This window comes from Mesorhizobium sp. WSM4830 (genome assembly GCF_055811495.1).
In genome coordinates this window covers 1-25,294 of record NZ_JBVVQI010000038.1, presented here as the reverse complement: position 1 = coordinate 25,294, position 25,294 = coordinate 1, and the positions used below count along the sequence as shown (strand labels likewise).

Here is a 25,294-nt window from a genome sequence, read left to right as displayed (position 1 = left end):
CTACGGTATGAATGCGGACCATCAAATGCGATTAAGAACCGAACCAGGCCCATGCAAAAAATCGCGCAACGCGGAATCACGCTCGATCAAACTGACAGATAGTGGTTTCGCTGGAGGGCAAACGCACCTTGTCACCGGCCACCGCTGCGTGGTTGGGTGCGCAGTGGTGCGGCGGATAGGCCGCGTTCAAGGGTTAGAGTGAGGTCAATCGCCGATTTCTGCTGGATCGACCTCAACAGGTTCCGTCGGCACCATCCACTCCACTTTTCGGTTGCTTGGCGGCGTCGTCAATGATCCCTCATATGTCCAGTAGCCATGTGAGGCCGGTAAAAGCCCGTTGGGGTCGACCTCGTCGACCACTATCTCCTCGCCTGAGGTTGCGGGAAATGCTGCGGCAAGCCTGGCAAAGCTGGCATTTGTCGCGCCTGGCGTCAGAAACACGCCCAGCACACCCAGAGTATCGCTGTCGGTGTCTTTATGGACGAAATGCGCTTCCATCGGAAACTTCTTGCCTGCGAGGTAGTGTTCGCTCGGCGCATGGAAATGGAACTGTACCAGTTCGTAGACACGACCCCGCGGGTGAGGGTGCTGCCTTGCGGCAGGTTGACTTGAATGGTGTGGCCGTTGTTCACCATCCTGCCGCCATCCTTGTGCCAACCTATGGCCATGTGCGGAATATCCGCTTTGACCGCGCCCTTGATATCGACCGGCATTGCTGCCCGTCCCCGAGCAGACGAACTCTACAAGCGCAGCTGGACCGCCAGATCAGAACGAGCACGCTGCCGAATAGACCACCTGGAGCAGCAGCCACCCAGGCCAGCAACCTTTCAAGCCCGACCTGATCTCTTCCGGACAATCGGCTCATCTCGCCCCTGCCTCGTCGGCCAATTCCGATGGGGCGATCGCATCGCCGGCCTTCCAGTTACTCTTAAGCAGGTTGAGGGTCGGGTGCAGGCGCGTTGCGCGATTTGTGTGGGGTCTGGGTTCGGTTCTTAAATCGGCTTCGACGGCCCGCATTCATACCGTAGATGCGCTCATCGAAACAATCGATTTTACGGAGAATAACGAACCTGAAAAAGCGTTGCTCGGGAGGCGACGCCCACCGGAAATCTCTCCAGTCATGCGTAAGGCGGAAGGGTGGAGCGGAGTCCTCCCAGTCCTGATGCCCACGGTACACAAATCTAATCGCTCGCTTTTGCTGGCCCATCCTGCACCATGACGAGCCTCACGACTTTGTGCTCGCGACCGGCAAGACGCATTCGGTCCGCAGCTTTGTCGAGGCTGCCTTCAGGCGTGTCGGGAACGAGAACGTCTGGAAAGGGGGAAGACATTGACGAGGTAGCCGCAAACGCGGGAGTAGCCAGGCGCTGATCCGGATAGAGATGCGCTATTGCGTCCGACCGAGGTGGATGCCGATTGGCGACATCTCTCAGGCGGCCATCAAGCTCGGTTGAAGCCAAACGCCACTTGGATGAGCTCGTCTAATGTCGAGGCCGATTCGCGCTTACGGAATCCCGCTCGATTAACGTGAACACAACAATTTCGCTATAGGGCAAACATGCGGTCTTCAGCCACGCCGGCTTGATTGGCGCGCGCAGTGGTGCGTCGGCTGTCGGGGCCGGAGGCGAAGGCCTTAACGGTGGACATTGGTGGTCGAAAACATTCCCGCCAGCCTTGAATCACCCAGCGCACTTCGCGAGTGCCGATGGGAATCAGACACGATTGCCCCGTAGCGCCGGATGACCAAGGAAGTAGGGGAATCGATGGTCTCGAAAAAGCTAATCGCCAATGCCCAATCAGCGGCCGCGTTTCTGACACTGATGGGCGAGGAGAAACGACTGTTGATCATGAACTATCTGGCCGACGGTGAAATATCGGTCGGCGCTCTCGCCGAGAAGAGTCTGCTCAGGCAATCCGCCCTGTCACACTATCTAGCCAAACTACGGGCGCTCGATCTCGTCCAGACCCGGCGCGACCGGCAGACGATCTACTATTCCTGCAAATCCGATGCCGTGCGCGAACTCCTCAACACTCTGGACGGGATTTTCGGCGAGGGTGAGCTATCGCAAATAGTATACCGCCCGCGTCGCTCCGGCACTTAAGGGGCCAATGCATGTCGCCCAAAAGCCTGCCCTTGGGCTGACCGAGGGTGTGCAGCGGTTTTGGGCGCAGGCTTGTCCGCCTGCTTGAAAGCGTCGGGTAGGTGGATGTCGACGCAGCACTGACGCAGCCATACGGCCGACAAGGGGACGAGCAGGTTCCGACGCTTACGTTCTCGGCAATTGCTGAGGCACTGACGTCATCGGGTATTGCCACCGGCGACGAGATCGACCGCGTCACAACCGAGCTCGACGCCTTTGCTGCGCGGGCTGATACTACAATCTCTTGCCCACGCATCTTCCACGCTTTGGGTCGAAAGCCCGTGGGCGCTCAGTTCCGACCGACCCAAGAGCGCGGCATAAGCTGAGGGATCATAGCTGACAGATTTTCCGCAACGAGCCCAGGCGGAGCGGCGAGCTGCCTCCGCATGGCGAGACGGCCACGCGGCCGCCTCAGAATGCTGGCACCCTCTGAGCCCGAGAGCCGGCTAAATGACTCGAACCAACTTGAGCATCGCCGGCACCGCAGTGGCGAAACTGTCGAGCGTCAGCCGTTGCGAAAGGTGTAGCCATAACCGTTGAGCGCCGGCGCGCCGCCGAGATGCGCGTAGAGGATCTTCGAGCCCTCTGGAAAGAAGCCTTTTTGGACGAGGTCTATCATCCCTTGCATTGATTTGCCCTCGTAGACGGGATCCGTAATCATGCCCTCGAGCCGCGCGCACAGACGGATCGCCTCCTTGGTTTCCTCGGATGGAATGCCATAGCGCGGGTACGCGTAGTCCTCGACCAACACCACGTCATCCTCGGCAAGTTCCGATCCGAGCTCGACGAGGGTCGCTGTACGTCGGGCAATGCTTAGCACCTGCGCCTTGGTCTTGGCCGGGGTAGCAGAGGCATCGATACCGATCACGTTGCGCTGTCGGCCGTCCTCGGCGAATCCGACGAGCATGCCGGCATGCGTTGAACCGGTCACAGTGCAAACGACAATGTAGTCGAAGGCAAACCCAAGCTGTTTCTCCTGGGCGCGCACCTCCTCGGCGAACCCCACATAGCCAAGGCCACCATATTTGTGGACAGAGGCCCCGGCAGGTATCGCATAGGGTCTGCCGCCCCTTGCCTTGACATCATAGAGCGCTTTTTCCCAACTGTGGCGGATGCCGATGTCAAAGCCATCGTCGACCAAACGCACCTCTGCGCCCAAGATGCGGCTCAAGAGAATGTTGCCGACCCGGTCGTAGACGACATCCTCATGTGAAACCCAGCTCTCCTGGACCAGGAGACATTTCATGCCGATCTTGGCGGCAACGGCGGCGACCATCCGCGTGTGGTTGGACTGCACGCCACCGACGGTGACGAGCGTATCGGCGCCCGACGCGATCGCGTCGGGGACGATGTATTCGAGCTTGCGCAGCTTGTTGCCGCCGAACGCCAGACCAGAGTTGCAGTCTTCGCGTTTGGCGAAGATTTCCACCTTGCCGCCCAGATGCTTGCCGAGGCGGTCGAGCTTTTCGATGGGCGTGGATCCAAAGGTGAGCGGGTGGCGTTCAAACTTTTTCAGCATGCTTTCTCCGGGAAAAGGTGATTCAGCCTGAACCAGCTCCGGCCTCGGTCGCCGGCGTCTTTCAATCCAAGCTGCGTTCGAAGACGTTGCAGAAGAGCTTCATCGTCGCTGCCAGAGTCTCATTCATCGACATGCAACCGGCGTGCCGGCCCACTGCGACGGCTCCTATGTACCTGCCCTCGGTTGCACCGCCCCGCCATTGGACCGTCCAGGGATGCGCCTGGGCTCACTTCAAGCGCATCTTGAACGGTCAGCTCGATGTCCCTGGTTGGTCAAAGCGGCGCGGCTGCGAGTTCTGATGAATCTGAGTTCTGATCCTGTCACTGTGCATCAACGGAGCAGCGATGTACCGCCCCACTTGAATACGCTGACCCACCATCTGAACATTCATTCCTGCCATCTTGCGATCTGCTAACTAGTTCAAAGAAGCCTTGCCGTTGTAAAACCAGCTCGCCGGGCAGCCGGACAATACGCTGACGTAGTCGACGGAGTTCGCGCCAAAACCGTCCTTATAGTCGCCGACCGTATGGAAGATGAAGATATCGCGTTCAATATCGACCAGAGTGATGATGTGAGGCTTCCACCCCGACCTTGGGTCGAAGCCGCACATCGGATCGGCTAATCGTGAGTCCACGCCCGCGGTCAGATAATCCTTGCTGTGCCCAGCGTAGAGGGCATCTTCGCCGGATCCGCAGAGCTTGTTATTCTCCTCCCGAAAAATACCCGGTATGTCGCGGCCATCATCAGCCGAGAGTTCGTCCCCTGCCTCGCCGCTGGATCGGTGATCGCCCTCACGGGCAAAAGACTGGTTGTCGCCTGGACAAGTGGCCATCCGATCGATGCCATTAGGACCCAAGCTCTCATCGTGGCGCTCGTTGTCAAGGATTTGGATATCTGCTTGACCTCTAAGAAACTGTTTTAGCAGCAGGATGAGCTCTTTCATCGCAATCTCTCCCCATCCCACCCCGCGACGAAGCGCCTCCTATATCGCCCGTCGAGTCATTGCGGTAATCGATTGCTGTTATGCAGGTATTTACAGGATGGATATTTTCACGTGCACTTCGCTTTTCTGCCTGGCGGTGGCGGACGGGACTACGGCGGCCCCCCACTGATAGCGAAATCATCTGAACATTAGACACGCAAAACCGCTGGACGAGAATATTGCCGATGACCGTTCTTGCGACCGAAGAACGATCAAGCAGCTGTGCTGCGGTGCGCGCAGGACTGCAGCTTGTGGGGAAGGGCGTTCCCTGTTTGCGAGAGATACACTCAGGCGGACAGCGAGAAGCGGCGACAAGTCGTTTTCCATCATGTGGTGTAACTCGGCGGTTACGAAGCTCGCGCGCCGTTAGCAGCGACTAATGCGAGCGTAATGCGCTGTAAGAATGCTGTGCAAATCAGACGATAGGGAGAGATCCGCGATCGCATGACCGACGGGCAACTATCGGATTTCCGGGCGAGCCCGCCTGAAAAGCCCCTGACCTGGTAGAGCTCGTGCCGTGCCGAAGGACGATGAATTGCAAATCCGCGAGTGCTGCAAGGTTTTCCTCCCATGTCGGACACCCGACAGGATCATAGGCCTGCCCCTTGTGTTGATCATAGTTTCCTTCTGGCCATGTTCGATGGAGAGGACCTTCCGAACACATCAGCTGATGTCTCCCATGATCAGGCTCAGCGAACAAGCCTTGCCCTACATAAGAGTATTTTCCGGGTGCGGAGCTACCTATCAGCCTACCGGCAAGAGGAGGGCGGCGTGCAAATCGGCCGCCCGTGCAAGGTTTCCCCCTCCAACGTCGGATACCCGACAGGATCATAAACCTGCTCCTAGTTGTTTTGATTATATTTCGTTCTGGCACGTTGGATGCAGGGGATCCTCCAAACGGATGTACTCCCATGGTCAGGCTCACCGAAAAATGCTGTCGCCGGCGTCGAGACCGCGCCCCCGCTGAACCCAAGCCGGTAAAAGGTCGGCGCATCGTGTTGGAGGCCGGCGGCTGCGCCCGATCAAAACACGGAACGAGGCTGGAGAGCATCTCGCTGACCGAGACGCGACCATCGAAGCGGGCGGAAATACGTCGATCCCGCCCAAGCGCCACAAGTCGCCGGTATGAGTGTCGATCTCATCACTATGCTGGGATCCATGGGTTTCACAGCCGACCACACGAAAGCGGACAAAATCTGGCAAATCCAGCGGCACCGAAGTCGAGAATGCCCTGGTGGAGCGTGAAGCCTATGGCCATAGCCGATATTGCCCGCGAACGTCGCCTGATTGGGAAGCACCTGTAGGAGCAAGACAAGTGGAGCTCTCTTGCATTGGAGTGGGTGCTGGGCCGTCTAATCTGAGCCTTGCGTGTCAGATACACGAGCAGATTGGGCAAGGCGCACTGTTCTTGGATCGGCAAGTCGACTTCCGCTGGCACCCAGGCATCGCATTCGATTCCTCGCAGCTCCAGGTCAGCCACTTCAAGGATCTGGTCACGCTGGTGAACCCGCGATCAGCCTACACTTTCGTAAACTACCTGCACGAAAACGGGCGTCTGTACCACTTCCTGAATGCACAGTTCGAGGCTGTGCTCAGAGCTGAGTTCGAGCAATACCTGAACTGGACCTTCCAAAGGAACCCGCTCGTCCGCGGCGGCGAGACGGTGCGCGAGATCCGCTTTGACGGCGAGTTTCGGGTGCGCACCGATGATGCAGTTCTCGGCGCCAGAAACGTCGTGGTCGGCATTGGCAAGCAGGCGCATATTCCACCTCAGTTTCAGGGCTGGACTGGACGCAACCTGTTCCACTCATCTGAATTCCTGCACATCCACCCTGAGGCGCACAAAAAGCATGTCTGCGTGGTCGGCGGAGGACAATCCGGAGCCGAGGTGCTGTTGCACCTTGTTGGCCGGACGAAAGAACGGCGGCCTGGATCGATCACTTGGGTTTCGCAACGCGAAAACTACCTGCCCATCGACAACAGCCCGTTCACAAACGAGTTGTTCATGCCCTGCTTTTCGGATCGTTTCGCGGCAATGAGCGAGTCGCAGCGCAAGCTGTTCCTGCGGCGCTTGGTGCTTGCTTCGGACGGCGTTTCGGAAAGCACGTTGCGTGCGATCTATCAGGCGCTATACCGCCACGCGTTTCTAGAGCCAAACCGATGCGAAATCACACTGCGGCCGGCCTGCACTGTCTCGCGCTGCATCAACGCCGGCGCGGGCCACAGACTCACCCTGCACCACGGCATGGAGGAGGTCGAAGAAATCACGGCCGACATCGTCATCCTGGCCACCGGTTACGAGAACGCGGTGCCAGGCTTCTTGGAATCGATCGCGGACCGGCTGGAAAAGATCGACAACGAATTGGCTATTCGCGAAGATTTCTCGGTGTGCTGGGACGGGCCGCGTGACCGACGCATCTTCGTACAGAACGCGAGCCTAGGACAGCGTGGGCTGGCTGATCCGAATCTAAGCCTGCTGGCCTGGCGAGCGCGTCGCATCCTCGACAGCCTTCTGGGGCGCGCGCCGCGCGCCAACCCCGAGCATCCGGGCTTCATCGGCCCTACCTCTGTCGAGAGGCGGTCCGACATCGTCGCAGAAGAAATGGGCAGCGGGATATGACCGGCCGACTACTGATCATTGGCGGTGGCATCCAAGGAATGATTCCGCCTTCACTGCGGCAGAGGCTGGAGAGCGAGACGCACTTAGCGTCGTCCCGTATGCCGTGGAGTACTCTTTCCGTCGACCCACAACTTGATCAGCGTCGACTGCCACCGGAATGTTCGACCAACCAGTCTTTCCAACAGGAGGCTTTCGCATGTTGACTGATGCACAAAGACACAAGTGGCAGAAAAACGGGTATGTCAGAGTCGAAAGATTCTTTGATCCCGCGGCTCTGGAACATATTTCCAGCTTTGTTGAAGACGTATCACACTGGGAAATCAGCGATGATAAATGGCTCATGTGGTTCGAGAAGACGACGGACAATCGCAAGATCACCTCCAGGTCGAGAATTTTCTCGATTTCCATTGTCGATTGCGTCGTTTGCTCCTAGAAGATCGGCGCATAGAGTCTGCGGTCGAGGACTTGCTTGGCGAAGATTCGCGCAGGCTCAAGGAGTTGCTGATTTTCCACTATCCCGACAGCGGCGGCTATCGCCCGCATCAGGACATTTATCACATTCCCCACAGACTCCCCGACCGGATGGTCCATGCGGTCGTTGCCATAGGCATCGACGACTCCGACCCGGGCAACGGCGGGCTTTTCTTCAGTCCCGGCAACCACAAGAAGGGCATATTTCCCATGGATGCCGGTGGGGTGATTGATCCTGAGGTCGCCGAGAAATTCTCCTGGGAACCCGTACTATGGAAGGCTGGCGACATCTTCATCTTCGACGATTACGCACCTCATTACTCGCAGCCGAATAAAAGCAATCGTTCGCGGCGGACGCTCTACTTGGTCTTCCAGCGTGCTTCAACCGGTGGACCGACCCGCGCTGAATATAATGTGCTTAAGCGCGTCCTCAATCCGCCAGAGGGCAAAGTGGCCGATTTAGACAAAGCCGCCAAACGGCATTTTCTATCGCGATTGAGCTCACGCCAGGCGAGGCATGCACACGAAACTGATCGACCGCTATAAAAATGCGGAAACCATGGCGTTCTGATTTGTGGGCTACTGGAGTTTCGCCGCAGCCCCGTTACGACGCTCCGGCACGTCGGATGGAGTAGTCGCCGGGCGGTGTTCTCTGACGCCTAAAGCCTAGTGGCCGCCCGTCTTCGCCCGCCTGTGGGCTAGAGCCGGATTATTCTCGCGGGCGCGCCAACGGGTCCGGGCTGCCCCCTCTCTTCGCAACTTGCAGCAGAGGCCGTTGCATTGGCAGCCGAAAATACCACTGCTTCAACGGCTGAGGTTCGTCATGCGCAAATCCACGTTTTCTCGAACGGAGCTGTCGCGGGCGTTCGGCATCGACATGGCCACGCTTGGAACGGGAAGCGCGGGCACTGGGTTTTCATTCGGAAAGGTGGCACCGGGCGTCACATCCGAGCCTCATCGGCACGACGAAATCGAGGCCTTCGTGGTCCTGTCTGGCGCGGGCAAGGTCAGGACCGACCTTGGGGAAATCTCGATCGCGGCCGGCGATGTCGTTCTGTTCCACCCTTTTGAAGCGCATGTGCTGCGCAACGACGGGGACCAAGACCTAAACTTTGTCGATGTCTACTGGCGCGACGGCAAGGCCGCCCTCGAAGCCGCTGCACGGGTCGCGACTCCCCGCCGGCCGACCTTCGTCTTCTCCACGCCGCCGACGCCCAATGGCGATCTGCATCTAGGGCATCTTTCTGGCCCTTATCTTGGAGCCGATGTCTACACGCGCTTCCTGCGCATGAAAGGGGCCGAAGCTTACCACCTGACTGGGAGCGACGATTACCAGAGCTACGTCGCCACGCGTGCCGATGCCGAGCAATCGACGCCCGCAAAGGTGGCGCGCCACTACGCGGACGAGATTAGAGCCACGCTTGCACTTCTCGACTGTGAGGTCCACAGCTTCCTGCCCACGTTGGTGGATGACGCTTATGCAGAGTTTCAAGCCACGTGTTTTCATAGTCTTCTGAGCAGCACGGCCGTAGATCTGCGCGAGAGCCCTGCGCTCTTCGATGCTTTGACAGGCGACTACCTTTACGAACCGGATGTAACCGGCCTCTGCCCCGATTGCGGCAGCTCGGCTGGCGGAAACATCTGCGAGGAATGCGGCGCGCCGAACCTATGCCACGACTTGGGTACGGCCCGGTCGCGGCACTCGGCCGAGGCGCCGATGGTCGGCTCCGTCCGTCGTGCCGAACTTGCGCTGGACCGGTGCTACGACAATATCGACCGGCATTTAAGGGCGTCGGGCGCCCCCGCTCGGATCATGGACCTCTTCGCGCGTCTGCGCGAACGCGGCGATTTTTCCGTGCCCATTACCCACCCCTCGGACTGGGGGCTACCGGCCGAAGGGTTCCCGGGGCAGGTGACCTGGGTCTGGCCAGAGATGGCGTTTGGTTTTCTTTACAACATCCAGGCGTTAGCTCGCTTGCTTGGGCGCGACTGGAATGCGGCGATGCCCAGCAATGATTGGCAGATTGTCCATTTCTTCGGTTTCGACAATTCCTTCTATCACGCGCTACTCTACCCCGCTGTTTATGCCGAGGTATTCTCCCGCTGGACGCCGCGCATCCGCTATCACGTGAACGAGTTCTACCTGCTCGACGGACAGAAGTTCTCGACCAGCCGCGGCCATGCGGTCTTGGGCAAAGAGGTTCTGGGCGCAAAGACAGTCGATGTCGTCCGCCTTCATTTGGGGCTTACACGCCCGGAAGGTGAGCGGACGAACTTCACTCTGGGCGCGCTACGCCGCACGGAGAACGAGGTGTTCCAAGGGATCTGGCTGAATTGGCTTGATGCGCTGCACCGGGAAATCAAGCAGGACTTTGGCGGCCGTGTGCCCGACGCAGGCGACTGGGCTGCCGCCGATCGGGCCTTCTTTGCTCGGATAGAGATCCATCGCGCGGCGATGGAACGCGCCTATTCAGACGATGGCTTCTCGGTCCGGCGCGCGGCCGCGCAGGCGTGCGATTTCGTGAGCGATTGTGTAGTTTACCGACAGGCGCAAGACTATGAAGCGGCGCGACGTCTCTATCCCGCCCGCACCCGCACTTCGCTCGCCCTTCAGACGACGGCCGCCGCGATACTGGCACAGACACTCGCGCCGCTGATGCCCCGATTTGCCAGCACGCTGGCGCGAGGCATCGATGGCGTCTCAACCGAAACATGGCCCACGTCCGTCCGGCGCCTTGCGCCAGGGACGATCTTTGATCTCGGACCCGTGCTAGCGTTCTATGCCAGAGCAGACATTCCTGTTCTCAATGAGGGGGAGGCATAAAAGCCTATCGTAATTTCGGCCAGATTTGGGCGGCAATCAAAGCCGATGATGCCGAAGCTTTACTCGCTACCACTGGCTGCCGAAGGCCACTACCAGACCACAGACACAAACACTGGCCGGCCTTAACCAATATATCGTCGAGACGCTGGCCCGCGCCTTGGAGGATCGCTTCGGTCGACAGCTTTCCAGCGCCTGCCCTTCGTGCGGCAAATGCCGAGCGGGCTCCACTGCGCTGACCAACTTTTTCGGAATCGCGGAATTTCCGACCTATTGCGGCAAAGCTGCGTCCGGCGTCTCGCGAAACAGCATACGCAGGATCTGGTGGAAGCGCTCGATGCGCTGCGCCTCGTCGGCCCGAGAAAAGATCAGGCATGAGCCAGGAGCCAAGCGCTGCATACGGGAGCCAGTTGTGGAGATCGCCCGCGCCCATCGCGGGCGCCGATTAGATGAGCCGAAGCCTACATTACCGCAGGGCGGACAGCCAAGCGGTTCTCGCCCTCAGGCGTCTGACGCATGATGCGTGTCCAAAAGCTGACGGCGGCACAAACATGTCGAGTTCAAAACAACCGGCCGTCTTGGGCTGGTGAGGTTTTCGAGGCACATCATGCATTTACTGCGGGCTAAGCGCGCTGGCACGACGTTTGCTTGTTGAGATCGGCAATACTGAGTGAGGGCGGATCGCATGAGAACCCGCAAGACATTGATGGTCTCCTAACCGGTGTGTTCCGTTTCTGAGAGAAGAACCAGCTCGCGCATAAACGTCAGGAAAGCTGTGGGAATGGAGAACAACATGTTGCGTAGTGAGTCCCTCGCTCCTCCGATCAAAGTGGACGACTGGCTGCGTGGCGAACCTCTTACGAACTTCAGGCCGGGGATGACAGGTGGAATGGAGCCCTGTTCAATTCGCCCATTTTCTGCGGCACGCCCGCAGGCCGGACATCGGCTGCGGAAGCGGGCCCGAAGTCGGCGTAACCGAAAGCAGAAATCCTCCGCTGAGCACGAGACCTGAAATGGAGGAAACGGAATTTCTCACGCAGCGCTTGGCGTTGCCGTCAACAAAGGACGGCGGCCCTTGCCCGCCCGTTCGTCAAATGCCTCCTGCGGCTGATCCGTGCCCAGGACTTCCACGGCTCATGCCAAGGCAAATCGGATCCCGAGCTGCTGGCCGACTTCATCGTCACGAAGGAACTGCGCCGGAAGATCTGATCGTTGGCGATCCGGATCCGGGCGCGCTGTGGAGGCTCGACAGGTTACACCGCAGTGGGGCTTGCGATTGAGGAGCGGTCCGGCGTGATGGCATCCCCAACAACAGGGATGAAACCGATCGGGGCTTTCAGGGCGCGTGCCTTTACGGTCGGCAGTTGGTCGTTCTGCGAAGACGTCCACCAGTTCGGCTCCGAGACTATCGGGAAACTCGCGGATGCCGGTACGAAACTGGTCGACGATGCGACTGCAGCTATAGCCGACGTGGCGTGAAGAAACCGATTTTGAGGGAGGATCATGTCAAACCTGGATGAGATGGTGAAGAAAGTCCGAAACCTTCAGCTGCGCGCGGCAATCGCTAAAACGAACTTGCGCGACCTTGCCGAGGGTCTCCCAGCCAAATGGACTGAGCTAGAGGAGGTCGCCGAGAAAACGCACGCCGTTTATGCCGAGTTGGATGGTGCCAGGAGAGAGCTCGCTACAATGAAGAAATTAGGATGAGGAGCACATTCATCAGCCGCGACGGCTCCACATGGGTGCCGGAATATCTGACCGCTATAGATGGCAAGATCTGTATCGGCTGCGGCCGCTGTTTCAAGGTCTGCTTGCGCGAGGTCATGCATCTTTACGGCGTCGATGACGCGGGTGAAATCCTCGGCGCCTGCGACGGCGGTGACGACGACTTCGATGGTGAGCTCAATCGCATGATCATGGTCGTCGACCATGCCGGCCGATGCATGGTTGCGGAGACTGCGGGCGCGTCTGCCCTAAGAACTGCCAGACCCATGTCGCGGCCGACCAGATCGGAGCATGAGCAGCATGATCTGACGAGACAAAACTAGGAGAACGGAGTTGCCCTTCATGATCTTTTGTCGGCTCTTAGGGCTGGTCCTTTGCGGCAACGCTATGACGGTTTACTTAGCTTCGCATTCGATCCCTCTAGCAGTCGCCGCGACGCTGGCCTGCTCGCTGCTGCTCCAGGTGGTTTATTTCGGCAGCGTGCTCTTTTTGACCTGGCGGTCCAGCTGTGCTTGTCAAGCAGGTGAGAGGGCGGAGCATGTCGGCAGGGCAGGGAAGTTGGATAGCATCATCAGGTGACCAATGGATGATGTGCCTCAGCTATTCGGAAGGGCGGTATTTATCGCCGCTCCGTTGTGGCGAATCGAGAGTTCGAACTTAGATTCACGCCACTTCGGATCAACCTGGACATCGAGCTGACCGTTCAAGTGCGCTTGAAGCGGGTAGAGGCGCATTCTTGATCGTCCAATGGCGGGAGGCAGCCGTACGAGTCGCCTAGGCATATAGGCAACGTCGCAGCACGCCGGCATGCGGGCGGCTTCGTCTCGATCGAACGAGACGCTGGCAGTGATGATGAGGCTCTTCTGCACCGCCTCAGAACGCAGCGGCTAGGCGGGCAGTCGGGCGAGGACGTCGGCGAGCCAGGTCTGCGGGTCGATATCGTTCATCTTGGCGCTGACGAACAAGGGCGGCTGTCGGGCGCCATAAGGGAACGCACCGCTCCTTGCGCCCCTTGCCATGCAGGTGCACGGCGGGCTGGCCTTCAAGAACAATATCGCGGCAGCGGATTCCGATGATCTCGGAGACGCGTGCGCCGGTGTTGTACATGAGACTGAACAGCACCCGATCCCGCCGCCCCGCCCATGTCGCATCGTCGGGAGCGTCGAGGATGGCCTGGATCTCCGATCGCGTCAGGAAGCCGATCAGCGGGCGATCGGCCCTCTTCATCGGAATGGCGAGCGCCTGCTCTATGATCCCGAGGGCGTCAAGATCATGATGTCCCGCGTATTTGAGGAATGTTCGCAGCGCGGCAAGCCGCGCGTTCCGGCTCCGTACGCTGTTGCCGCGAACCTTCTCCAGATGTTCGAGGAAATCGAGCAGCAGTCGCGCGTTCAGATCGGTGAGCGCGAGTTTGCTCGTAGGCTTGCCGATTGCGTCTCGGCAAACGCCAGAAGCAATCGGAACGTATCGCGGTAAGCCGCGATGGTCCGCGGGCTGACGGCGCGATGTTGGCCCAGATGCTCGACGAAGAAGCGCTGCACCAGCGCGGCGAACGACGGTGTCTGCTCACCCATGACAGCGCTCCTCCGCCGCAAATGCTTCGAAGCGATCGCCGGCCGCGACCATCAGGTCGGGAATGCCGGTCAGGTACCAATAGGTATCGGAGACCTTGGCATGGCCGACATAGGTGGCCAGCGCGGCAATGGCATTGTCGATATCCGCGCCTTCGTTCTGCCAGCGCTGCACTCGCCGGCAGATGAAGGTGTGGCGCAGATCGTGAATGCGAACCTCGTCATAGGCCCCACGAGCAACAATATTTGCATCCCGACGCAACTGCTGGAATGTCCAATGGACCTGCCGCTTGGACGGCACTTGCCCTGAGGCGCCGACGAAGAAAGATGCATCCGACTCAGCCGGAGCGTAGCGGGCGCGGATTGCCACGTAGCGCGAGAGCGCAGCGGCGACGCTGGCATCAAATGGTACGTGCCTTGACTTGGTGAACTTGGTCATGCGCACGGTCAGACATCGGCCGGCAATATCGACGTCGCCGCATCGGAGCTTGAGTGCCTCGGAAATCCGCAATCCCGTGGCTGCGATCAGCCCCAACATGGTCTCGTATGTTGCCGGTCGAATGGAGTGTTGCGGCTGCAGCCGCCGCGCCGCCTGCAGCAGCGCGACGATCTCCCGGTCGGTGTAGATATGTGGCGTCCGGCGCTGGTGCGCTTTGCCGAACATGCTGCTTGCGGGAAGCTCGTTGCGTGGGTCGAGACGTCTCTCATGCTCAGCAAAGGGCCGCAGCACTTCGAGGCGGCGCGCCCAGGAGGTTGGCGTCGCGTTCCGCGCCTCCCCCTGAACCCAAGCGACCACGAGCGTCGTCGTCAGCGGGCCGCGGTGGCCGGACAGATCGGCGAAGCGAGCGAACGACCGCAGCATTATGCCAGAGGTCTCGAGCGAGAATCCTAGGTGACGTCGCTCCACAAGATAGGCGTCGATCCGCGCCTGCATGGTCAGCGACCGGCTCATGCCACACTCCCCGGCCACGGCATTGCGACCGCCGCGAGCCGCTGAAGGTCGACCTTCGTGTAGATCATGGAGGTGTCGATGCTCCGATGGCGCAGGATATCGGCGATCTTCTTCATGGGCACACCAGCGTTCAGCATGCGGCTGGCGACACTGTGCCGGAGGATATGAACGCGTGTCTGAGACCAGCCGCAACGTTTGTAGGCGGCGAAAACGGCGCGCCTTACAACGTCTTTTTGGATCGGCAGGTCATAGGGCGCGACGTGGCGTACGAATATTGCGCGGTTCGTGCTCGGTGGACGTTCATGCCTCAGATACGCAGCGATCGCGTCACCCGTCTCGGGCGGTAAGGGAAGGACGTCGAAACGCCGGCCCTTTGACTGGGAAATGCGGATCGTACCCTGCCGCCAATCGATATCGCCGAGCTGCAGTTGCACAACCTCACTGGTTCGGAGCCCAAGATCGGTCAGGCACCGGACCATGGCGTAGGCCCTCCGGCGCGACGGGAAATCCTTGTCGAATGAAGCGAGCAGAATCTCAGTCTGCGTGTCGGAAGGCACATCCGGCAAGCTGCTCAGCCGCCAGCATGCAACGCGAGGGATTGCGCCGAGTAGATGCTGAACGTTGTCGCCCATCATCTGCCGAAACCGGAGATAGCAGCTGATCTCACCCCCAACAATGCGAATGGTCGCGGTCGTCCAGCCCTGCAGTTCGCCGAGGATGAAGCGTCTCACACGCGCCGGCTCAAGGCCGGCGATAGAGATCTCCCCTTCCGGAAACTGTTCCTCAAGAAAGCCTCGAAGAATCCGCTCGCGCCTCGCTCGTGTGCTGACGGCTAGCTCGCCGACATCGCGCATGTAGGCCCGGAATGCCGCCAATTCCCCGCTATGTGTGATGTGTGCGGTAGCTGCGGGAATGGCGCCTTCGGCACGCAGCACTGCAAGCAAATGCGTGATGGCCGCCCTGAGTTCGTGCGGCAAGCGACGGGCCGGATAAGGGCAGTCACAGACGGGAAGATGCTCGCTGATAAACCGAACTCGCGCGGCTTCGCCTATGGACTCTAACGCGAGCCGTTCGGCCGAGATCCATTGGGCGAAATGGGCAATGCAGCACAGATAAACACGTGCGGTGCTGGGCGCATAGCAGGCACGGCCCAGGTGCTCAAGATAGCGCTCCGAGAATGGCCCCAACGGGCTGTTCTCAAGCCACTGACGGGGCGCCGGCTGCAGTTTGATTTGGTTCATGACGATCTCCTCTACGGTTGGCGCGCAGAGGAGATCAGGATTATGTAAACCTACGGTCGCCCGGCCTGCTGCGGGATGCCCGGCATCCGCTCGCATCCCGAACGTCGCGCACACCAACTGCGCATGATCCGGGTCTGAGCATAATTTCTGCCGAGAGCGATGCCGCACAGGGCTCGCTCGGCTGCATTGTTCGATAGGCAAATCCGCCCATCGTCAAGGAACCGGGTGAAGGATGACCAGCGGCGCAGCATGTAGTTGAAGGCCTTGGTCAGATCGTGTCCGCGCGAGAGCTTGTCGCGTGTCTCGATCATCCAGCGCTCGAGCTCGGTGACCAGCGGCGCGCTCCGCTCCTGGCGCACGGCGTGGCGTTGGGCGGGCAACAGGCCGTTGATCGCGCGCTCGATATCGAACAGGGCATCGATGCGCTTCACGGCTTCGACCGCCAGCGGATAGACCAGGTTGGGCTTCTCGCCGCGCGTCTTCTTGCGCGCCGCCGCTTCGACATCGGCCAGCTCGAACACTTTGCGCCGGCTGTGGGCCCAGCAGCTGGCCTCCAGAACAGGCGCCGGCTGACGACCCGTCGCATAGAGATCGCCATAACCACCAAAGGCATCGGCCTGCAGAATGCCGCTCCAGCCGGCGAGATGCGCCGCGGGATGTTCGCCTCGACGATCGCGGGAATAGTAGAACACTGCCGCCGGCGGATCGGCGCCGAACGGTCGGTCATCGCGCACATAGGTCCATAATCGACCGGTATCGGTCTTGCCCTTGGCCAGGACCGGCATCGTCGTGTCGTCGCCGTGCAGACGTGAAGCGGCCAGCACATGGGCTTCGAGCCGCTTGAACAGCGGCATCAGCGCCGCGGCGCCGGCGCCGACCTGGTCGGCGAGCGTCGACAGGCTGAGCGGCACGCCTTCGCGGGCATAGCGTTCGGCCTGGCGGTTGAGCGGCTGATGCTGGCCGAACTTCTCGAACAGGATCATCGCCAGCAGGCCGGGACCGGCCCAGCCGCGTGGGGTGGCGTGGAACGGCGCCGGAGCCTGGCTGATCGCCTCGCAGTCGCGGCAGGTGAACTTCTCCCGCACGTGCTGAATCACCTTCCATTGCCGCGGCGCCACCTCCAGCGTCTCGGTGATATCCTCACCCAGCTTGCGCAGCCGATGACCGCCGCAGCAGTGGTAAGCGGCCGGCGCCGGCTCGATCACGCGTTCGCGCGGCAGGTGCTCGGGAAAGGGCTGGCGCGCCGGTCGTTTGCGCACATAAGGCGCCACTCGGTGGTCCGGCCGGCGGCCTGTTCGGCGGCGACTTCGTCCTCGGTCGCCGTGCTCTCGAGTTCCTCGAAGGTGAGTTCCATCTGGTCGTGCAGGCGGGCTGAGCATTCAGAACTCTGACCATGCAGCGCCCGCTGCAGCTTCCGGATCGTCAGATCCTGATGTGCGATCAGCGCCGCATCATCCGATGCCTTGGCCTTGGCGACCGCCAGTTCGGCCTCGACCAGCGCAACGCGCGCGGCCTCGTCTTCGGCTCTGGCCAGCGCCGCGGTCAGCGCTGCTCTCAGCGCGCCGATATCGTCCGGAACAGCATCCTGGGCGGTGGCAACCATGCCTTGGAGTGAAACATAAAACGCGCCCGCTGACTCGCTGAAAATGGCGCAAACTCAAAGAAAAACTCAGCCCGCGCGCTCAGGGCGGAACGTGTGAAGCGGGTTACGCCAATGGATCCCGTCGAGCATGTAGGCGAGCTGCGCCGGTGATATCGTGCCGTCCGCCTCCATAGAAACCGGCCCTTCTCGAGCCGTTTTGCATACAGCGACATGCCGAGCCCATCACGCCGGATAATCTTATCATTGCCGCTACGGACGCGGAAGACATAAAGATCGCCGGCATGCGGATCGCGGCCCAACGACTCCTGAACCTGCAGAGCGAGACCCTGCATTCCGCGCGCATATCGGTCCGGCCAACCGCCAACCAGATCCGCACCTGGCTCGGAACCGGAATCATGAAACGCCCAGCGCCTTCACCATCGCCGCCGCCAGTGTCGGTGGCGTGGTCAGCGGAATCCGCAGCCGCACCTTGCCGGCGATCTCCAGCTCGATCACCGCTGGTGGCGCCGCTGGCACCCAAGCGGCGACAGGCTTATCGGGAATCACGACAACTTCGGCAAAGCCCGTCTCGCGGGTTCTCACCGTGCGGCGCCACTTATAGATCAGGCTGGTCGCGACATCGTACTGACGCGCTACCGCCGCCACTGTGGATCCGGGCGCGAATGCCGCGGCGAGTATCCAGCACTGATCCTCTTTACTCCAATGACGACGACGCTCAGGCCCGGTCAATAACGTCACATGGCTCAAGCTGTGCTGCTAACTACGCTCGTAAGGACGACCTTACGAGCGCACCCTCGCTATCGTGCCATGCTCGCGCAAGGCGGCCCTCGCCGGAGGCGTGCAACAGCACCTGCAATAGCGTCTGCCGATAGCAATCCTGGTGGTGATCCCGGTCGCTCACATCAACCGCATTTTTCGGCTATCCAGCGAAGAAGGGCTGACTGTGCGCAAGCTATCGCTCGATAATCTGGGAGAGAGGTGCGCGACAATCTGGATGTGAATGAGTGGTATAGGCAGCGTCTTAAAGACAAGTGCGTGCTGCTCAACACATGCGCAAGAGTTGGCCCTGGGTGGGCATCTGTTAGCGCGCCGATGATTCGGCTCAAACTCATTACAAAAGCCGCGTGTCTCGACACGTGGTCCGATCAAACTAGATCCGACGACTGGGAGGAATTCCACGTCCTGCCTCGCCGAGCACACCATTGCCTGAATGACCCGCTGGCGAGGCCTCGTGCGCGATTATGAACAGCGCATCGACGTCTCTCACGCCACGCTCCTCGTCGCGATGGGGTGGAAACCTCATCCGACGAAACGCCCATCCCTGATACAAACGTCCCTGACGCTGGTCTGAGCTTCGACTTTCTGAGGCAGAGCGGTGGCGCGCCGTCTAATTGAGTCTAGAGAACGCGCGCAGATGTTGATGTGGTCGCGAAATTAACTTGGGAACATTGTAGAGATAAAAAAATTGTTGCACAATATTGAAGTGTACAAGAAACTAACACAATCTACACTTGACTAAAAATAACGTTTCCCCTCGTGGTGAAGTGATAGAGCTTTGGCGAAGTCGGCCTACCGATAACTGCCCGCAGCCGCACCATCATGGCCGACAGCTTTGTGCACCTGTGCACCAGTGGCAACATCACCTTAGTGAGATGGCTGCGGAGGAGAGACGATGCAGCGCCCGCCCATAAATGCGGTCCCTCAACTTCGAGGGCTAGCACCGAGAGTGCCCAACCAATCCTCTTTGATCTCGTCGATGCACCTCCCGAAGGCAGCCAAGGAAACGTTTGCGATAGAATTCGGCCGATTTCTCGACCATACTGATGGTGTTGCTCAATCCAATCAGTTGTTCGACCTGTTATCTGCATTTGCCCTGAATTTCGATTGCCCCTGGACCGCATATGACTCTCTTACACCCGACCAAAGCTCTCTAAAGTCGGTCCGACGCGATCCCGCCGTCCTGCTGAATTATCCGGATGAATGGCAGGAGCGCTATTTGAAAATGGGCTATGATAGGATAGATCCCATCATCAGGGCGAGTCGAAAGCGCGCAGGCGCCTTTCGATGGAGTGACGTATACTACGACGCAAGCACGACTGATGACGAACGGCGTGTTTTCGATGAGGCTGCGACGTTCGGGTTAAAATCAGGCATCAGCGTTCCATTGCACGGTCCCCATGGCAGCTTTGCGATCATGAGCTTTGCTCAACCCTGGTACCGCGAATTCCAAAATAGAACAGTCACCTACTTGCAACTTGCGGCCTTTCATTTCCAGATGAGGGTATCGAGTTTCGAGAATTCTAGGGGCGTCGAAGAAGTTCCTAAAATTACTCCAAAAGAGAGTCCTAAAATCTCTCCAAAAGAGAGAATGTGTATTTTGTGGGTAGCCAGAGGTAAATCGTCTTGGGAAATAGGGAAGATTTTAGGGATATCGGTGAATACCGTGAACTTCCATATAAAAAACGTCATGAAAAAAATGGACGTTCATAGCAGAACGGTTGCTGCCGTAAAAGCTATAGACGTCGGAATTATCGAATTGTAAAAAAGCGAAATCCAAGACGTCATGCCCGAGTCACGATCGGCCTGTCCGACGGCCAAGAAATCGCGTATTCTTGCAAAAATTCAGGCGTGTGATATGCGAGTTCCTCTCTCGCGAGCGTTCTTAACTACGGTCACAACGACCCCAATTGATAAACGATGCAATGCCATACATGAAGTCGATGGGATCATCCATGGGTTAGACATGCCAACATCAGTCAAAATAGGGTTTATGGAGTGCTTTGACCCGACAATATTACGAATGGCCGTCAAGATAGGACCGTCGAACAATTCTGGCTTATTGATGATGGATTTTCGGGCCTCAGCCTCCGCTAGTTCCTCGCCCCAAAGATGCGGCGCTACCGGGTACAGGATCTCCGCCGGAGAAATATTCAGCACCTCGCAAACGTGGAGCAGCCGGCCGACGGTCAGCCGAGAAACCGCGGTTTCGTAGCGATTATAAACCTGGTCGTTGAGCCCGAGCATGGGCGCCAGCTTCGATCGCGGGATTCTCCGTCGGTCGCGAGCGTTGCGAAGGCTGATGCTGATCTTTTTTTCGATTTCGGCGCTTAACTCCAGTTCGCCGAAGCGCGATCAAATCGGAACAAGAAGGCCACTTCGTCGGAATCGGCACACCGGTCCAAGCCCGGTCTCGCGGCGTGCGCGCCACCGCGCCTGTGAAAGTTGGTGGAAAACTCCACTCTGCCAGAGAGCAGATCGCTACCCACCCGCCCAGCGCGAATATCGGCGCTACGGCCGAGGTGCTGAGCCGCATTCCCCAGCAAAATCCCAACCTAAAGGGTGTCGATATTTTGATGCAGTACGAGCTGGCGAACACGGCCATCCGGCGACCGCGCACACTCGGATATCTCCAATTGGAGGAGTTGGTCACGCGTGCGTGGAGCGATATCCGCAATGGAAATGACGCCGCTCAGACGTTTCCGCAGCTTCAAAGTGAACTCGAGCGTAGTTTCAAGCGCATCGAGCGCTAAAATCGATGGCGATGGAAGCGGTTTCTGAGGGACGGATTGTGCAGGCCGATCCCATGATCGGTCGAGGTTCAAAATGGAGAGCGGCCATAGCGCCGCTCCTCTTCCTGACGCCGGCTCTGGTTGCCCTCGTCGGGTTTCGGTTGTTGCCAGCAGGTTGGCTCGTTCAGGACAGCCTGTCGGGGCCTGACGGCGAGTTCGCCGGGCTCGATAATTTCGAGTTTCTTTTCGCGTCGCCTACGTTTGCCAAGACCCTGCAGGTCACCCTAACCTTTGTCGCGGTGACCGTGCCGCTGCAGACGGCAATCGCTTTCGGCCTCGCTTTGCTGTTTGGCGAAAACTCGCGCACCGTCTCGCTGCTGCGTGTCTTGGTGTTCCTGCCAGTATTCATCCCATCGAGCGTCGCAGCCATCCTGTGGGGCGCTACATACCGCCCGCAGGGACTGGCAAATGCGCTGTTGACATCTCTGGGCGTGAGTGCTCAGCCGTTCCTCACGTCACCAGACCAGGCACTGATGTCGATCGTCATCATGAGCTCGTGGATCGGATGCGGCTTCTGGATGATTTTCCTCATCGGTGGCCTAAAGGACATTCCTCGCGATCTCTATGAGGCAGCATCGATCGATGGGGCTGGGAAGCTTTCGTCGCTGTGGCACATCACTATCCCGCTGATGCGTCGGCCGCTGGCCTTCGTAGTCGTCGCTGACACGGTGGCCGCATTTCTGCTGTTCGCTCCGATCGCGATACTTACCCGAGGCGGGCCCGGCGGCAGCACGCAGCTCATCATGTTCGACGTGTATCAGCAGGCTTACATTTTCAACGACGTGCCATTGGCTGCTGCGGAAGGGTTGACCGTGATGGTCATCATGATAGTCATCATCCTTATCCAGTTCCGGTTGCTATCGCGGGAGAGGCAGCTGTGAGCGCCGGAGAAAAGAGCTCGGCCGGGGCGGGGCGCATGCTTCAGCTCCTGTTCGGCGTCGTCTTCGCCATCATCGTCTTCAGCTTTTTGGTCCCCGAGGAGGTCGCGACAGCGAAGGGCCGGCCTACATCAGCATCGTCGGGCCGGCGTGCCGTTGGCCGTTGCCAGCATCGCAGAGCGGCCCAACAGATCTAGTCGGGACAGGAGGGACGGCGAGGGCTCATGATCGAATCCGATAGGCGGGGATCCATCATCCTGCTCCGCGCAGATAACGCCATTCGCGCCCACGGCGGCGCGCGCTTTGGCTACATCCGAGCGAAATCCGCCGACAAACACACGTTTGCTGCCAGCGTCGAAAAGTCCGACGAGAGCTGTCGTTGCGCGGATCACATCCACGATAATGCACACGTCTCCGGCAATAGCCAGTGGACGGGTGGGAAGGAAAGCAGCCTTAATCTTCATGGGCAAGCGGTTCGGTTTTTCATCAACTCTGCAATCTGTCTCTCATCGGGCAATGCCGGAACCACGAGCTTTTTCGTGACTGCGAGGGCGCCTGCGGCGGTGCCGCGGCGAACGGCGTTAGCGAGGGTCAATCCACTGGCCAGCCCTGCAGCGAGTGCCCCGTTGAATGCGTCTCCGGCCCCGGTAGTGTCGACGACGTCGACTGGGTAGGTCGCGATCTTGGTCAGTCCGTCGGGGCCGGCAATCAAGGCACCATCCGTTCCCAGCGTCATGACGACGTGCCCCACGCCGAGGCCGCGCAGTCTTGCCGCTAAATAGGCGTCGGCCTGCCGGTCGTCGGCGTCGAGCCCCAGCAGGATGCGCGCTTCCGACTGGTTCGGCGTGAGGATGTCAACGTCGGCAAGGATCTCCTTCGGGAGGGCGCAGCCAGGTGCGGGATTAAGGAGTCAAAAGTCCCCGCGCCTTGCCGATGGCAAGCGCACGGGCCGCCGTCTCGACTGGGATCTCGAGGTGCGTGAGTAGGATGCCCGGGCTCGTCCAGGAGGCGGCGAAGGTTTCGACATCGGTCGCAGTGAGCCGCGCGTTGGCGCCGGGATCGGTGATGATGCGGTTCTCGCCTGCGGCGTCGAGAATGATGATCCCGGCCATCGTGGGTGTTTCGGCCGTCTGCCTCACCGCCGAGCAGTCGACGCCTTCGGCGCGCCAGAGTTGCAGTGCCTCGTCACCGAATTTGTCGGCGCCAACGCCCGCCAGCAGTTTGCATCTGGCGCCGAGTCGCGCAGCTCCGATAGCCTGATTAGAGCCCTTGCCACCATTTCCGAAGGCAAACCCCGACCCCAGCAGGGTTTCGCCCGGCGCTGGCACGTCGCCCACAATCCAAAACGCAACTCCGTATGAGCCGACGACATAAACTTCGCAGGTGGACATCATCTGCTCCGGCCGATCAATTGGCGTGGTTGAGCGATCGAGGCGCTCTTGCGCTCGATCCAGCCGGTGTAAATGTAGCGATCCGCCCGATACGACGAGGACGAAAAGTAAATAGCGCGATCGGCCGTGTCGAAGGCGGTACGGTCGATTTGCAGCACCGCAGTGCCGCTCGACACGTCGAGTGCTTTTGCCAGTCTGGCACGCGCGGTGCCGGCCCTTATCTCCTGCCTGGCTCGCGCAAGAGTCACACCAAGCTGGCGCTCAAGAATCTCAGTGAGATAGGTGTCGGCAAGGTCGAGCCTTTCCATCTGGCGCCCGATTGCCGCGACGAACGAAACCGTCTCAAGCGCCACGACTTCGTCGTCGATCGTTCGCACGCGCTCGATGGTCAAGGCGCTCTCATCGGTCGGCACGTTAAGTGCGGCTGCAACCACGGCGTCAGCGGAACGCCACTCGACCGTCAGCACGAAAGTGCGGGCAGGCCGTCTTTAGACCGTGGGCTGAGCCAGGCGACTCGGCCGCGTTGACATGCGGCGAGATCTACTAGTGGATGGAATCTAACACTTGGTGCCCGCGTTTGACGGCAGCGATGATCTTGTCTGGATCGGCGGTCCAAGTGAAGGGTTTAGGTTGCTGGTTGTGCTCTGCAACGAAGCGGTTGATCGCCGCCTGGAGGTCGACGACGGAGTGGAAGACACCGCGCCTGAGACGACGTGTCGACAGACTTGCGAAGAAGCCCTCGACCGCGTTGAGCCACGAGCATGAGGTCGGTGTGAAGTGGAAGGTGAAGCGCTGATGGCGGCCGAGCCAGGCACGCACCTTGGGGTGCTTGTGAGCGGCGTAGTTATCGAGGACGACGTGGATGGCCTTGCTGGCCGGCACCTCGGCATCGATAGCGTTGAGGAAGCGGATGAATTCCTGGTGACGATGGCGCTGCATGTTCCTGCCGATGACGGTGCCGTCGAGCACGTTGAGGGCGGCAAACACGGTGGTCGTGCCGTTGCGCTTGTAGTCGTGGGTCATGGTGCCGAGCCTACCCTTCTTCATGGGCAGGCCGGGCTGGGTGCGGTCGAGCGCCTGGATCTGGCTCTTCTCGTCGACCGACAGCACGATGGCGTGAGCCGGCAGATCAACATAGAGGTCGACGACGTTGCGCAGTTTGTCGACGAACTGCGGATCGTTGGAGAGCTTGAACTGGCGCCAGCGGTTGGGCTGCAGCCCGTGCGCCCTCCAGATGCGGCGCACCGCGCTGGCGCTGATGCCGGCCGCGGCCGCCATAATGTCGGCGGTCCAGGGCGTCGTCTCGCCAGGCGGGTCCTGCAACGTCAGTGCCACCACGCGCTCGGCGACTTCAGGTCCGAGTGGGGCAATGCGCGAGGGGCGCGTCTTGTCGCGCAACAGTCCCTCGAAGCCTTCCGCGACGAAGCGCTCCTGCCAGCGCCACACGCAGGTCTTGGACTTACCAGTTTGCCGCATGATCTCGACGGTGCCCACGCCGTCGCTGCTCAACAGAATGATCTCGGCGCGCCAAACGTGCTTCTGCGGCGCATTGCGATCTCTGATCAGCGCGCCCAGACGCTGACGATCAATCGAAGAAACGGTGAGGAATATTCCTGTGCGCATGCGCCAGACTCGCATGCGCACTCACCAAAAGGGAATCCCAAGCCGGACTCTTATGTCAGGCGTAAACCACTAGCGGCCTTCGCCGCGAAGCTGTCGCCGGACGATGTCGGGGTGATCGAGGCCACCGGCAACGCGACGTCCGCTGCAGCTGTGGTTGCGCCGCATGTTAACAATGTGGTGATCGCCA

Annotated in this window: 20 protein-coding genes and 9 pseudogenes; 13 read left to right on the top strand and 16 right to left on the bottom strand. The window is 59.8% G+C overall.

What is annotated here, in order from left to right; translation table 11 throughout:
• Window positions 1–213 precede the first annotated feature (213 nt).
• Window positions 214–725, bottom strand: a pseudogene (locus tag AC0L2Y_RS30405) (carbonic anhydrase family protein); the annotation flags it as partial.
• A 510-nt stretch (window positions 726–1,235) separates the two neighbouring features.
• On the opposite strand from AC0L2Y_RS30405, the gene AC0L2Y_RS30400 reads away from it, so the two are divergent.
• Entirely contained in the window at window positions 1,236–1,334 is a 99-nt protein-coding gene (locus tag AC0L2Y_RS30400) for a hypothetical protein (RefSeq protein ID WP_473561533.1), read from the top strand.
• 429 nt (window positions 1,335–1,763) lie between these two features.
• Window positions 1,764–2,102, top strand: a complete 339-nt coding sequence (locus AC0L2Y_RS30395) for an ArsR/SmtB family transcription factor (RefSeq protein ID WP_473561532.1) — start codon at window positions 1,764–1,766, stop codon at window positions 2,100–2,102.
• A 544-nt stretch (window positions 2,103–2,646) separates the two neighbouring features.
• Here the strand turns inward: AC0L2Y_RS30395 and AC0L2Y_RS30390 are convergent.
• Entirely contained in the window at window positions 2,647–3,660 is a 1,014-nt protein-coding gene (locus AC0L2Y_RS30390) for a 1-aminocyclopropane-1-carboxylate deaminase (RefSeq protein WP_473561530.1), read from the bottom strand.
• Between the two features lie 415 nt (window positions 3,661–4,075).
• On the bottom strand, window positions 4,076–4,603 hold the full coding sequence (locus tag AC0L2Y_RS30385; protein ID WP_473561528.1) for a hypothetical protein: 528 nt from the start codon (window positions 4,601–4,603) through the stop codon (window positions 4,076–4,078).
• 1,354 nt (window positions 4,604–5,957) lie between these two features.
• Between AC0L2Y_RS30385 and AC0L2Y_RS30380 the strand changes: the two genes are divergently transcribed.
• The 7 genes and pseudogenes from AC0L2Y_RS30380 to AC0L2Y_RS30350 all read left to right on the top strand — a co-directional run bounded on the left by AC0L2Y_RS30380 (window position 5,958) and on the right by AC0L2Y_RS30350 (window position 12,858).
• Complete coding sequence (locus AC0L2Y_RS30380; protein ID WP_473561527.1) at window positions 5,958–7,262, top strand: lysine N(6)-hydroxylase/L-ornithine N(5)-oxygenase family protein; 1,305 nt, start codon at window positions 5,958–5,960, stop codon at window positions 7,260–7,262.
• A 196-nt stretch (window positions 7,263–7,458) separates the two neighbouring features.
• Window positions 7,459–8,232 (top strand): annotated as a pseudogene (locus AC0L2Y_RS30375) (phytanoyl-CoA dioxygenase family protein).
• 324 nt (window positions 8,233–8,556) lie between these two features.
• Window positions 8,557–10,557, top strand: coding sequence for a class I tRNA ligase family protein (locus AC0L2Y_RS30370; RefSeq protein ID WP_473561525.1), 2,001 nt, complete (start codon window positions 8,557–8,559; stop codon window positions 10,555–10,557).
• Window positions 10,558–11,562: 1,005 nt separating this feature from the next.
• A pseudogene (locus AC0L2Y_RS30365) lies at window positions 11,563–12,033 on the top strand (DUF269 domain-containing protein).
• Window positions 12,034–12,057: 24 nt separating this feature from the next.
• The gene (locus tag AC0L2Y_RS30360) at window positions 12,058–12,261 is read left to right on the top strand and encodes a CCE_0567 family metalloprotein (protein WP_473561523.1); all 204 of its coding nucleotides are present in this window, start codon (window positions 12,058–12,060) and stop codon (window positions 12,259–12,261) included.
• Window positions 12,258–12,574, top strand: a pseudogene (gene fdxB, locus AC0L2Y_RS30355) (ferredoxin III, nif-specific). The gene AC0L2Y_RS30360 and the pseudogene fdxB overlap by 4 nt, the downstream one beginning before the upstream one ends.
• A gap of 47 nt (window positions 12,575–12,621) precedes the next feature.
• On the top strand, window positions 12,622–12,858 hold the full coding sequence (locus AC0L2Y_RS30350; protein ID WP_473561572.1) for an exopolysaccharide production repressor protein: 237 nt from the start codon (window positions 12,622–12,624) through the stop codon (window positions 12,856–12,858).
• 317 nt (window positions 12,859–13,175) lie between these two features.
• On the opposite strand, the pseudogene AC0L2Y_RS30345 reads toward AC0L2Y_RS30350, so the two are convergent.
• The 7 genes and pseudogenes from AC0L2Y_RS30345 to tnpA all read right to left on the bottom strand — a co-directional run.
• Window positions 13,176–13,292: pseudogene (locus AC0L2Y_RS30345) on the bottom strand (transposase domain-containing protein); the annotation flags it as partial.
• Window positions 13,279–13,506: pseudogene (locus AC0L2Y_RS30340) on the bottom strand (tyrosine-type recombinase/integrase); the annotation flags it as partial. The pseudogenes AC0L2Y_RS30345 and AC0L2Y_RS30340, both read right to left, overlap by 14 nt.
• A gap of 339 nt (window positions 13,507–13,845) precedes the next feature.
• A complete protein-coding gene (locus AC0L2Y_RS30335) occupies window positions 13,846–14,784 on the bottom strand; it encodes a tyrosine-type recombinase/integrase (protein WP_473561522.1) in 939 nt (312 codons plus the stop codon).
• 14 nt (window positions 14,785–14,798) lie between these two features.
• Window positions 14,799–16,043, bottom strand: a complete 1,245-nt coding sequence (locus AC0L2Y_RS30330) for a site-specific integrase (RefSeq protein WP_473561521.1) — start codon at window positions 16,041–16,043, stop codon at window positions 14,799–14,801.
• A 146-nt stretch (window positions 16,044–16,189) separates the two neighbouring features.
• Window positions 16,190–17,646, bottom strand: a pseudogene (tnpC, locus tag AC0L2Y_RS30325) (IS66 family transposase); the annotation flags it as partial.
• Window positions 17,598–17,978 carry an IS66 family insertion sequence element accessory protein TnpB gene (gene tnpB / locus AC0L2Y_RS30320; protein WP_473561518.1) on the bottom strand — a complete coding sequence of 127 codons (381 nt, stop codon included), beginning with the start codon at window positions 17,976–17,978 and terminating at the stop codon, window positions 17,598–17,600. The pseudogene tnpC and the gene tnpB, both read right to left, overlap by 49 nt.
• Window positions 17,979–18,039: 61 nt before the next feature.
• Window positions 18,040–18,384 carry an IS66-like element accessory protein TnpA gene (tnpA, locus tag AC0L2Y_RS30315; protein ID WP_473561570.1) on the bottom strand — a complete coding sequence of 115 codons (345 nt, stop codon included), beginning with the start codon at window positions 18,382–18,384 and terminating at the stop codon, window positions 18,040–18,042.
• 934 nt (window positions 18,385–19,318) lie between these two features.
• Between tnpA and AC0L2Y_RS30310 the strand changes: the two genes are divergently transcribed.
• Window positions 19,319–20,188, top strand: coding sequence for a helix-turn-helix transcriptional regulator (locus AC0L2Y_RS30310; protein ID WP_473561516.1), 870 nt, complete (start codon window positions 19,319–19,321; stop codon window positions 20,186–20,188).
• Window positions 20,189–20,268: 80 nt separating this feature from the next.
• Here AC0L2Y_RS30310 and AC0L2Y_RS30305 read toward each other — a convergent pair whose 3' ends face one another.
• The gene (locus AC0L2Y_RS30305; RefSeq protein WP_473561514.1) at window positions 20,269–20,670 is read right to left on the bottom strand and encodes a hypothetical protein; all 402 of its coding nucleotides are present in this window, start codon (window positions 20,668–20,670) and stop codon (window positions 20,269–20,271) included.
• A 173-nt stretch (window positions 20,671–20,843) separates the two neighbouring features.
• Here AC0L2Y_RS30305 and AC0L2Y_RS30300 point away from each other — a divergent pair, with 173 nt between their 5' ends.
• Both AC0L2Y_RS30300 and AC0L2Y_RS30295 read left to right on the top strand, forming a co-directional pair.
• Window positions 20,844–21,176, top strand: coding sequence for a hypothetical protein (locus tag AC0L2Y_RS30300; RefSeq protein ID WP_473561512.1), 333 nt, complete (start codon window positions 20,844–20,846; stop codon window positions 21,174–21,176).
• Between the two features lie 5 nt (window positions 21,177–21,181).
• A complete protein-coding gene (locus AC0L2Y_RS30295; RefSeq protein WP_473561510.1) occupies window positions 21,182–22,096 on the top strand; it encodes a carbohydrate ABC transporter permease in 915 nt (304 codons plus the stop codon).
• Window positions 22,097–22,224: 128 nt separating this feature from the next.
• Here the strand turns inward: AC0L2Y_RS30295 and AC0L2Y_RS30290 are convergent, their stop codons facing one another.
• From AC0L2Y_RS30290 to AC0L2Y_RS30270, 5 genes and pseudogenes are all read right to left on the bottom strand, one after another.
• On the bottom strand, window positions 22,225–22,557 hold the full coding sequence (locus AC0L2Y_RS30290) for a 2-phosphosulfolactate phosphatase (protein WP_473561508.1): 333 nt from the start codon (window positions 22,555–22,557) through the stop codon (window positions 22,225–22,227).
• A pseudogene (locus tag AC0L2Y_RS30285) lies at window positions 22,554–22,970 on the bottom strand (PfkB family carbohydrate kinase); the annotation flags it as partial. The pseudogene AC0L2Y_RS30285 and the gene AC0L2Y_RS30290, both read right to left, overlap by 4 nt.
• Window positions 22,971–22,995: 25 nt before the next feature.
• A complete protein-coding gene (locus AC0L2Y_RS30280) occupies window positions 22,996–23,484 on the bottom strand; it encodes a PfkB family carbohydrate kinase (RefSeq protein ID WP_473561506.1) in 489 nt (162 codons plus the stop codon).
• The gene (locus AC0L2Y_RS30275; RefSeq protein WP_473561504.1) at window positions 23,484–23,951 is read right to left on the bottom strand and encodes a GntR family transcriptional regulator; all 468 of its coding nucleotides are present in this window, start codon (window positions 23,949–23,951) and stop codon (window positions 23,484–23,486) included. Before AC0L2Y_RS30275 ends, AC0L2Y_RS30280 begins: the two co-directional genes overlap by 1 nt.
• A 76-nt stretch (window positions 23,952–24,027) precedes the next feature.
• The gene (locus AC0L2Y_RS30270; protein ID WP_473561503.1) at window positions 24,028–25,107 is read right to left on the bottom strand and encodes an IS630 family transposase; all 1,080 of its coding nucleotides are present in this window, start codon (window positions 25,105–25,107) and stop codon (window positions 24,028–24,030) included.
• Between AC0L2Y_RS30270 and AC0L2Y_RS30265 the strand changes: the two are divergent.
• A pseudogene (locus AC0L2Y_RS30265) lies at window positions 25,018–25,294 on the top strand (hypothetical protein); the annotation flags it as partial. The gene AC0L2Y_RS30270 and the pseudogene AC0L2Y_RS30265 overlap by 90 nt on opposite strands.

What these genes read in the sequence shown, in the direction of transcription:
- AC0L2Y_RS30370 (WP_473561525.1), top strand. Translation starts at nt 8,557, where the DNA reads ATGCGCAAATCCACGTTTTCTCGAACGGAGCTGTCGCGGGCGTTCGGC.
- AC0L2Y_RS30385 (WP_473561528.1), bottom strand. Translation starts at nt 4,603, where the DNA reads ATGAAAGAGCTCATCCTGCTGCTAAAACAGTTTCTTAGAGGTCAAGCA.
- AC0L2Y_RS30395 (WP_473561532.1), top strand. Translation starts at nt 1,764, where the DNA reads ATGGTCTCGAAAAAGCTAATCGCCAATGCCCAATCAGCGGCCGCGTTT.
- AC0L2Y_RS30350 (WP_473561572.1), top strand. Translation starts at nt 12,622, where the DNA reads ATGATCTTTTGTCGGCTCTTAGGGCTGGTCCTTTGCGGCAACGCTATG.
- tnpB (WP_473561518.1), bottom strand. Translation starts at nt 17,978, where the DNA reads ATGCAGGGTCTCGCTCTGCAGGTTCAGGAGTCGTTGGGCCGCGATCCG.
- AC0L2Y_RS30390 (WP_473561530.1), bottom strand. Translation starts at nt 3,660, where the DNA reads ATGCTGAAAAAGTTTGAACGCCACCCGCTCACCTTTGGATCCACGCCC.
- AC0L2Y_RS30305 (WP_473561514.1), bottom strand. Translation starts at nt 20,670, where the DNA reads ATGCTCGGGCTCAACGACCAGGTTTATAATCGCTACGAAACCGCGGTT.
- AC0L2Y_RS30295 (WP_473561510.1), top strand. Translation starts at nt 21,182, where the DNA reads ATGGCGATGGAAGCGGTTTCTGAGGGACGGATTGTGCAGGCCGATCCC.
- AC0L2Y_RS30360 (WP_473561523.1), top strand. Translation starts at nt 12,058, where the DNA reads ATGTCAAACCTGGATGAGATGGTGAAGAAAGTCCGAAACCTTCAGCTG.
- AC0L2Y_RS30280 (WP_473561506.1), bottom strand. Translation starts at nt 23,484, where the DNA reads ATGTCCACCTGCGAAGTTTATGTCGTCGGCTCATACGGAGTTGCGTTT.
- AC0L2Y_RS30330 (WP_473561521.1), bottom strand. Translation starts at nt 16,043, where the DNA reads ATGAACCAAATCAAACTGCAGCCGGCGCCCCGTCAGTGGCTTGAGAAC.
- AC0L2Y_RS30270 (WP_473561503.1), bottom strand. Translation starts at nt 25,107, where the DNA reads ATGCGCACAGGAATATTCCTCACCGTTTCTTCGATTGATCGTCAGCGT.
- AC0L2Y_RS30335 (WP_473561522.1), bottom strand. Translation starts at nt 14,784, where the DNA reads ATGCAGGCGCGGATCGACGCCTATCTTGTGGAGCGACGTCACCTAGGA.
- AC0L2Y_RS30310 (WP_473561516.1), top strand. Translation starts at nt 19,319, where the DNA reads ATGCAGCGCCCGCCCATAAATGCGGTCCCTCAACTTCGAGGGCTAGCA.
- AC0L2Y_RS30290 (WP_473561508.1), bottom strand. Translation starts at nt 22,557, where the DNA reads ATGAAGATTAAGGCTGCTTTCCTTCCCACCCGTCCACTGGCTATTGCC.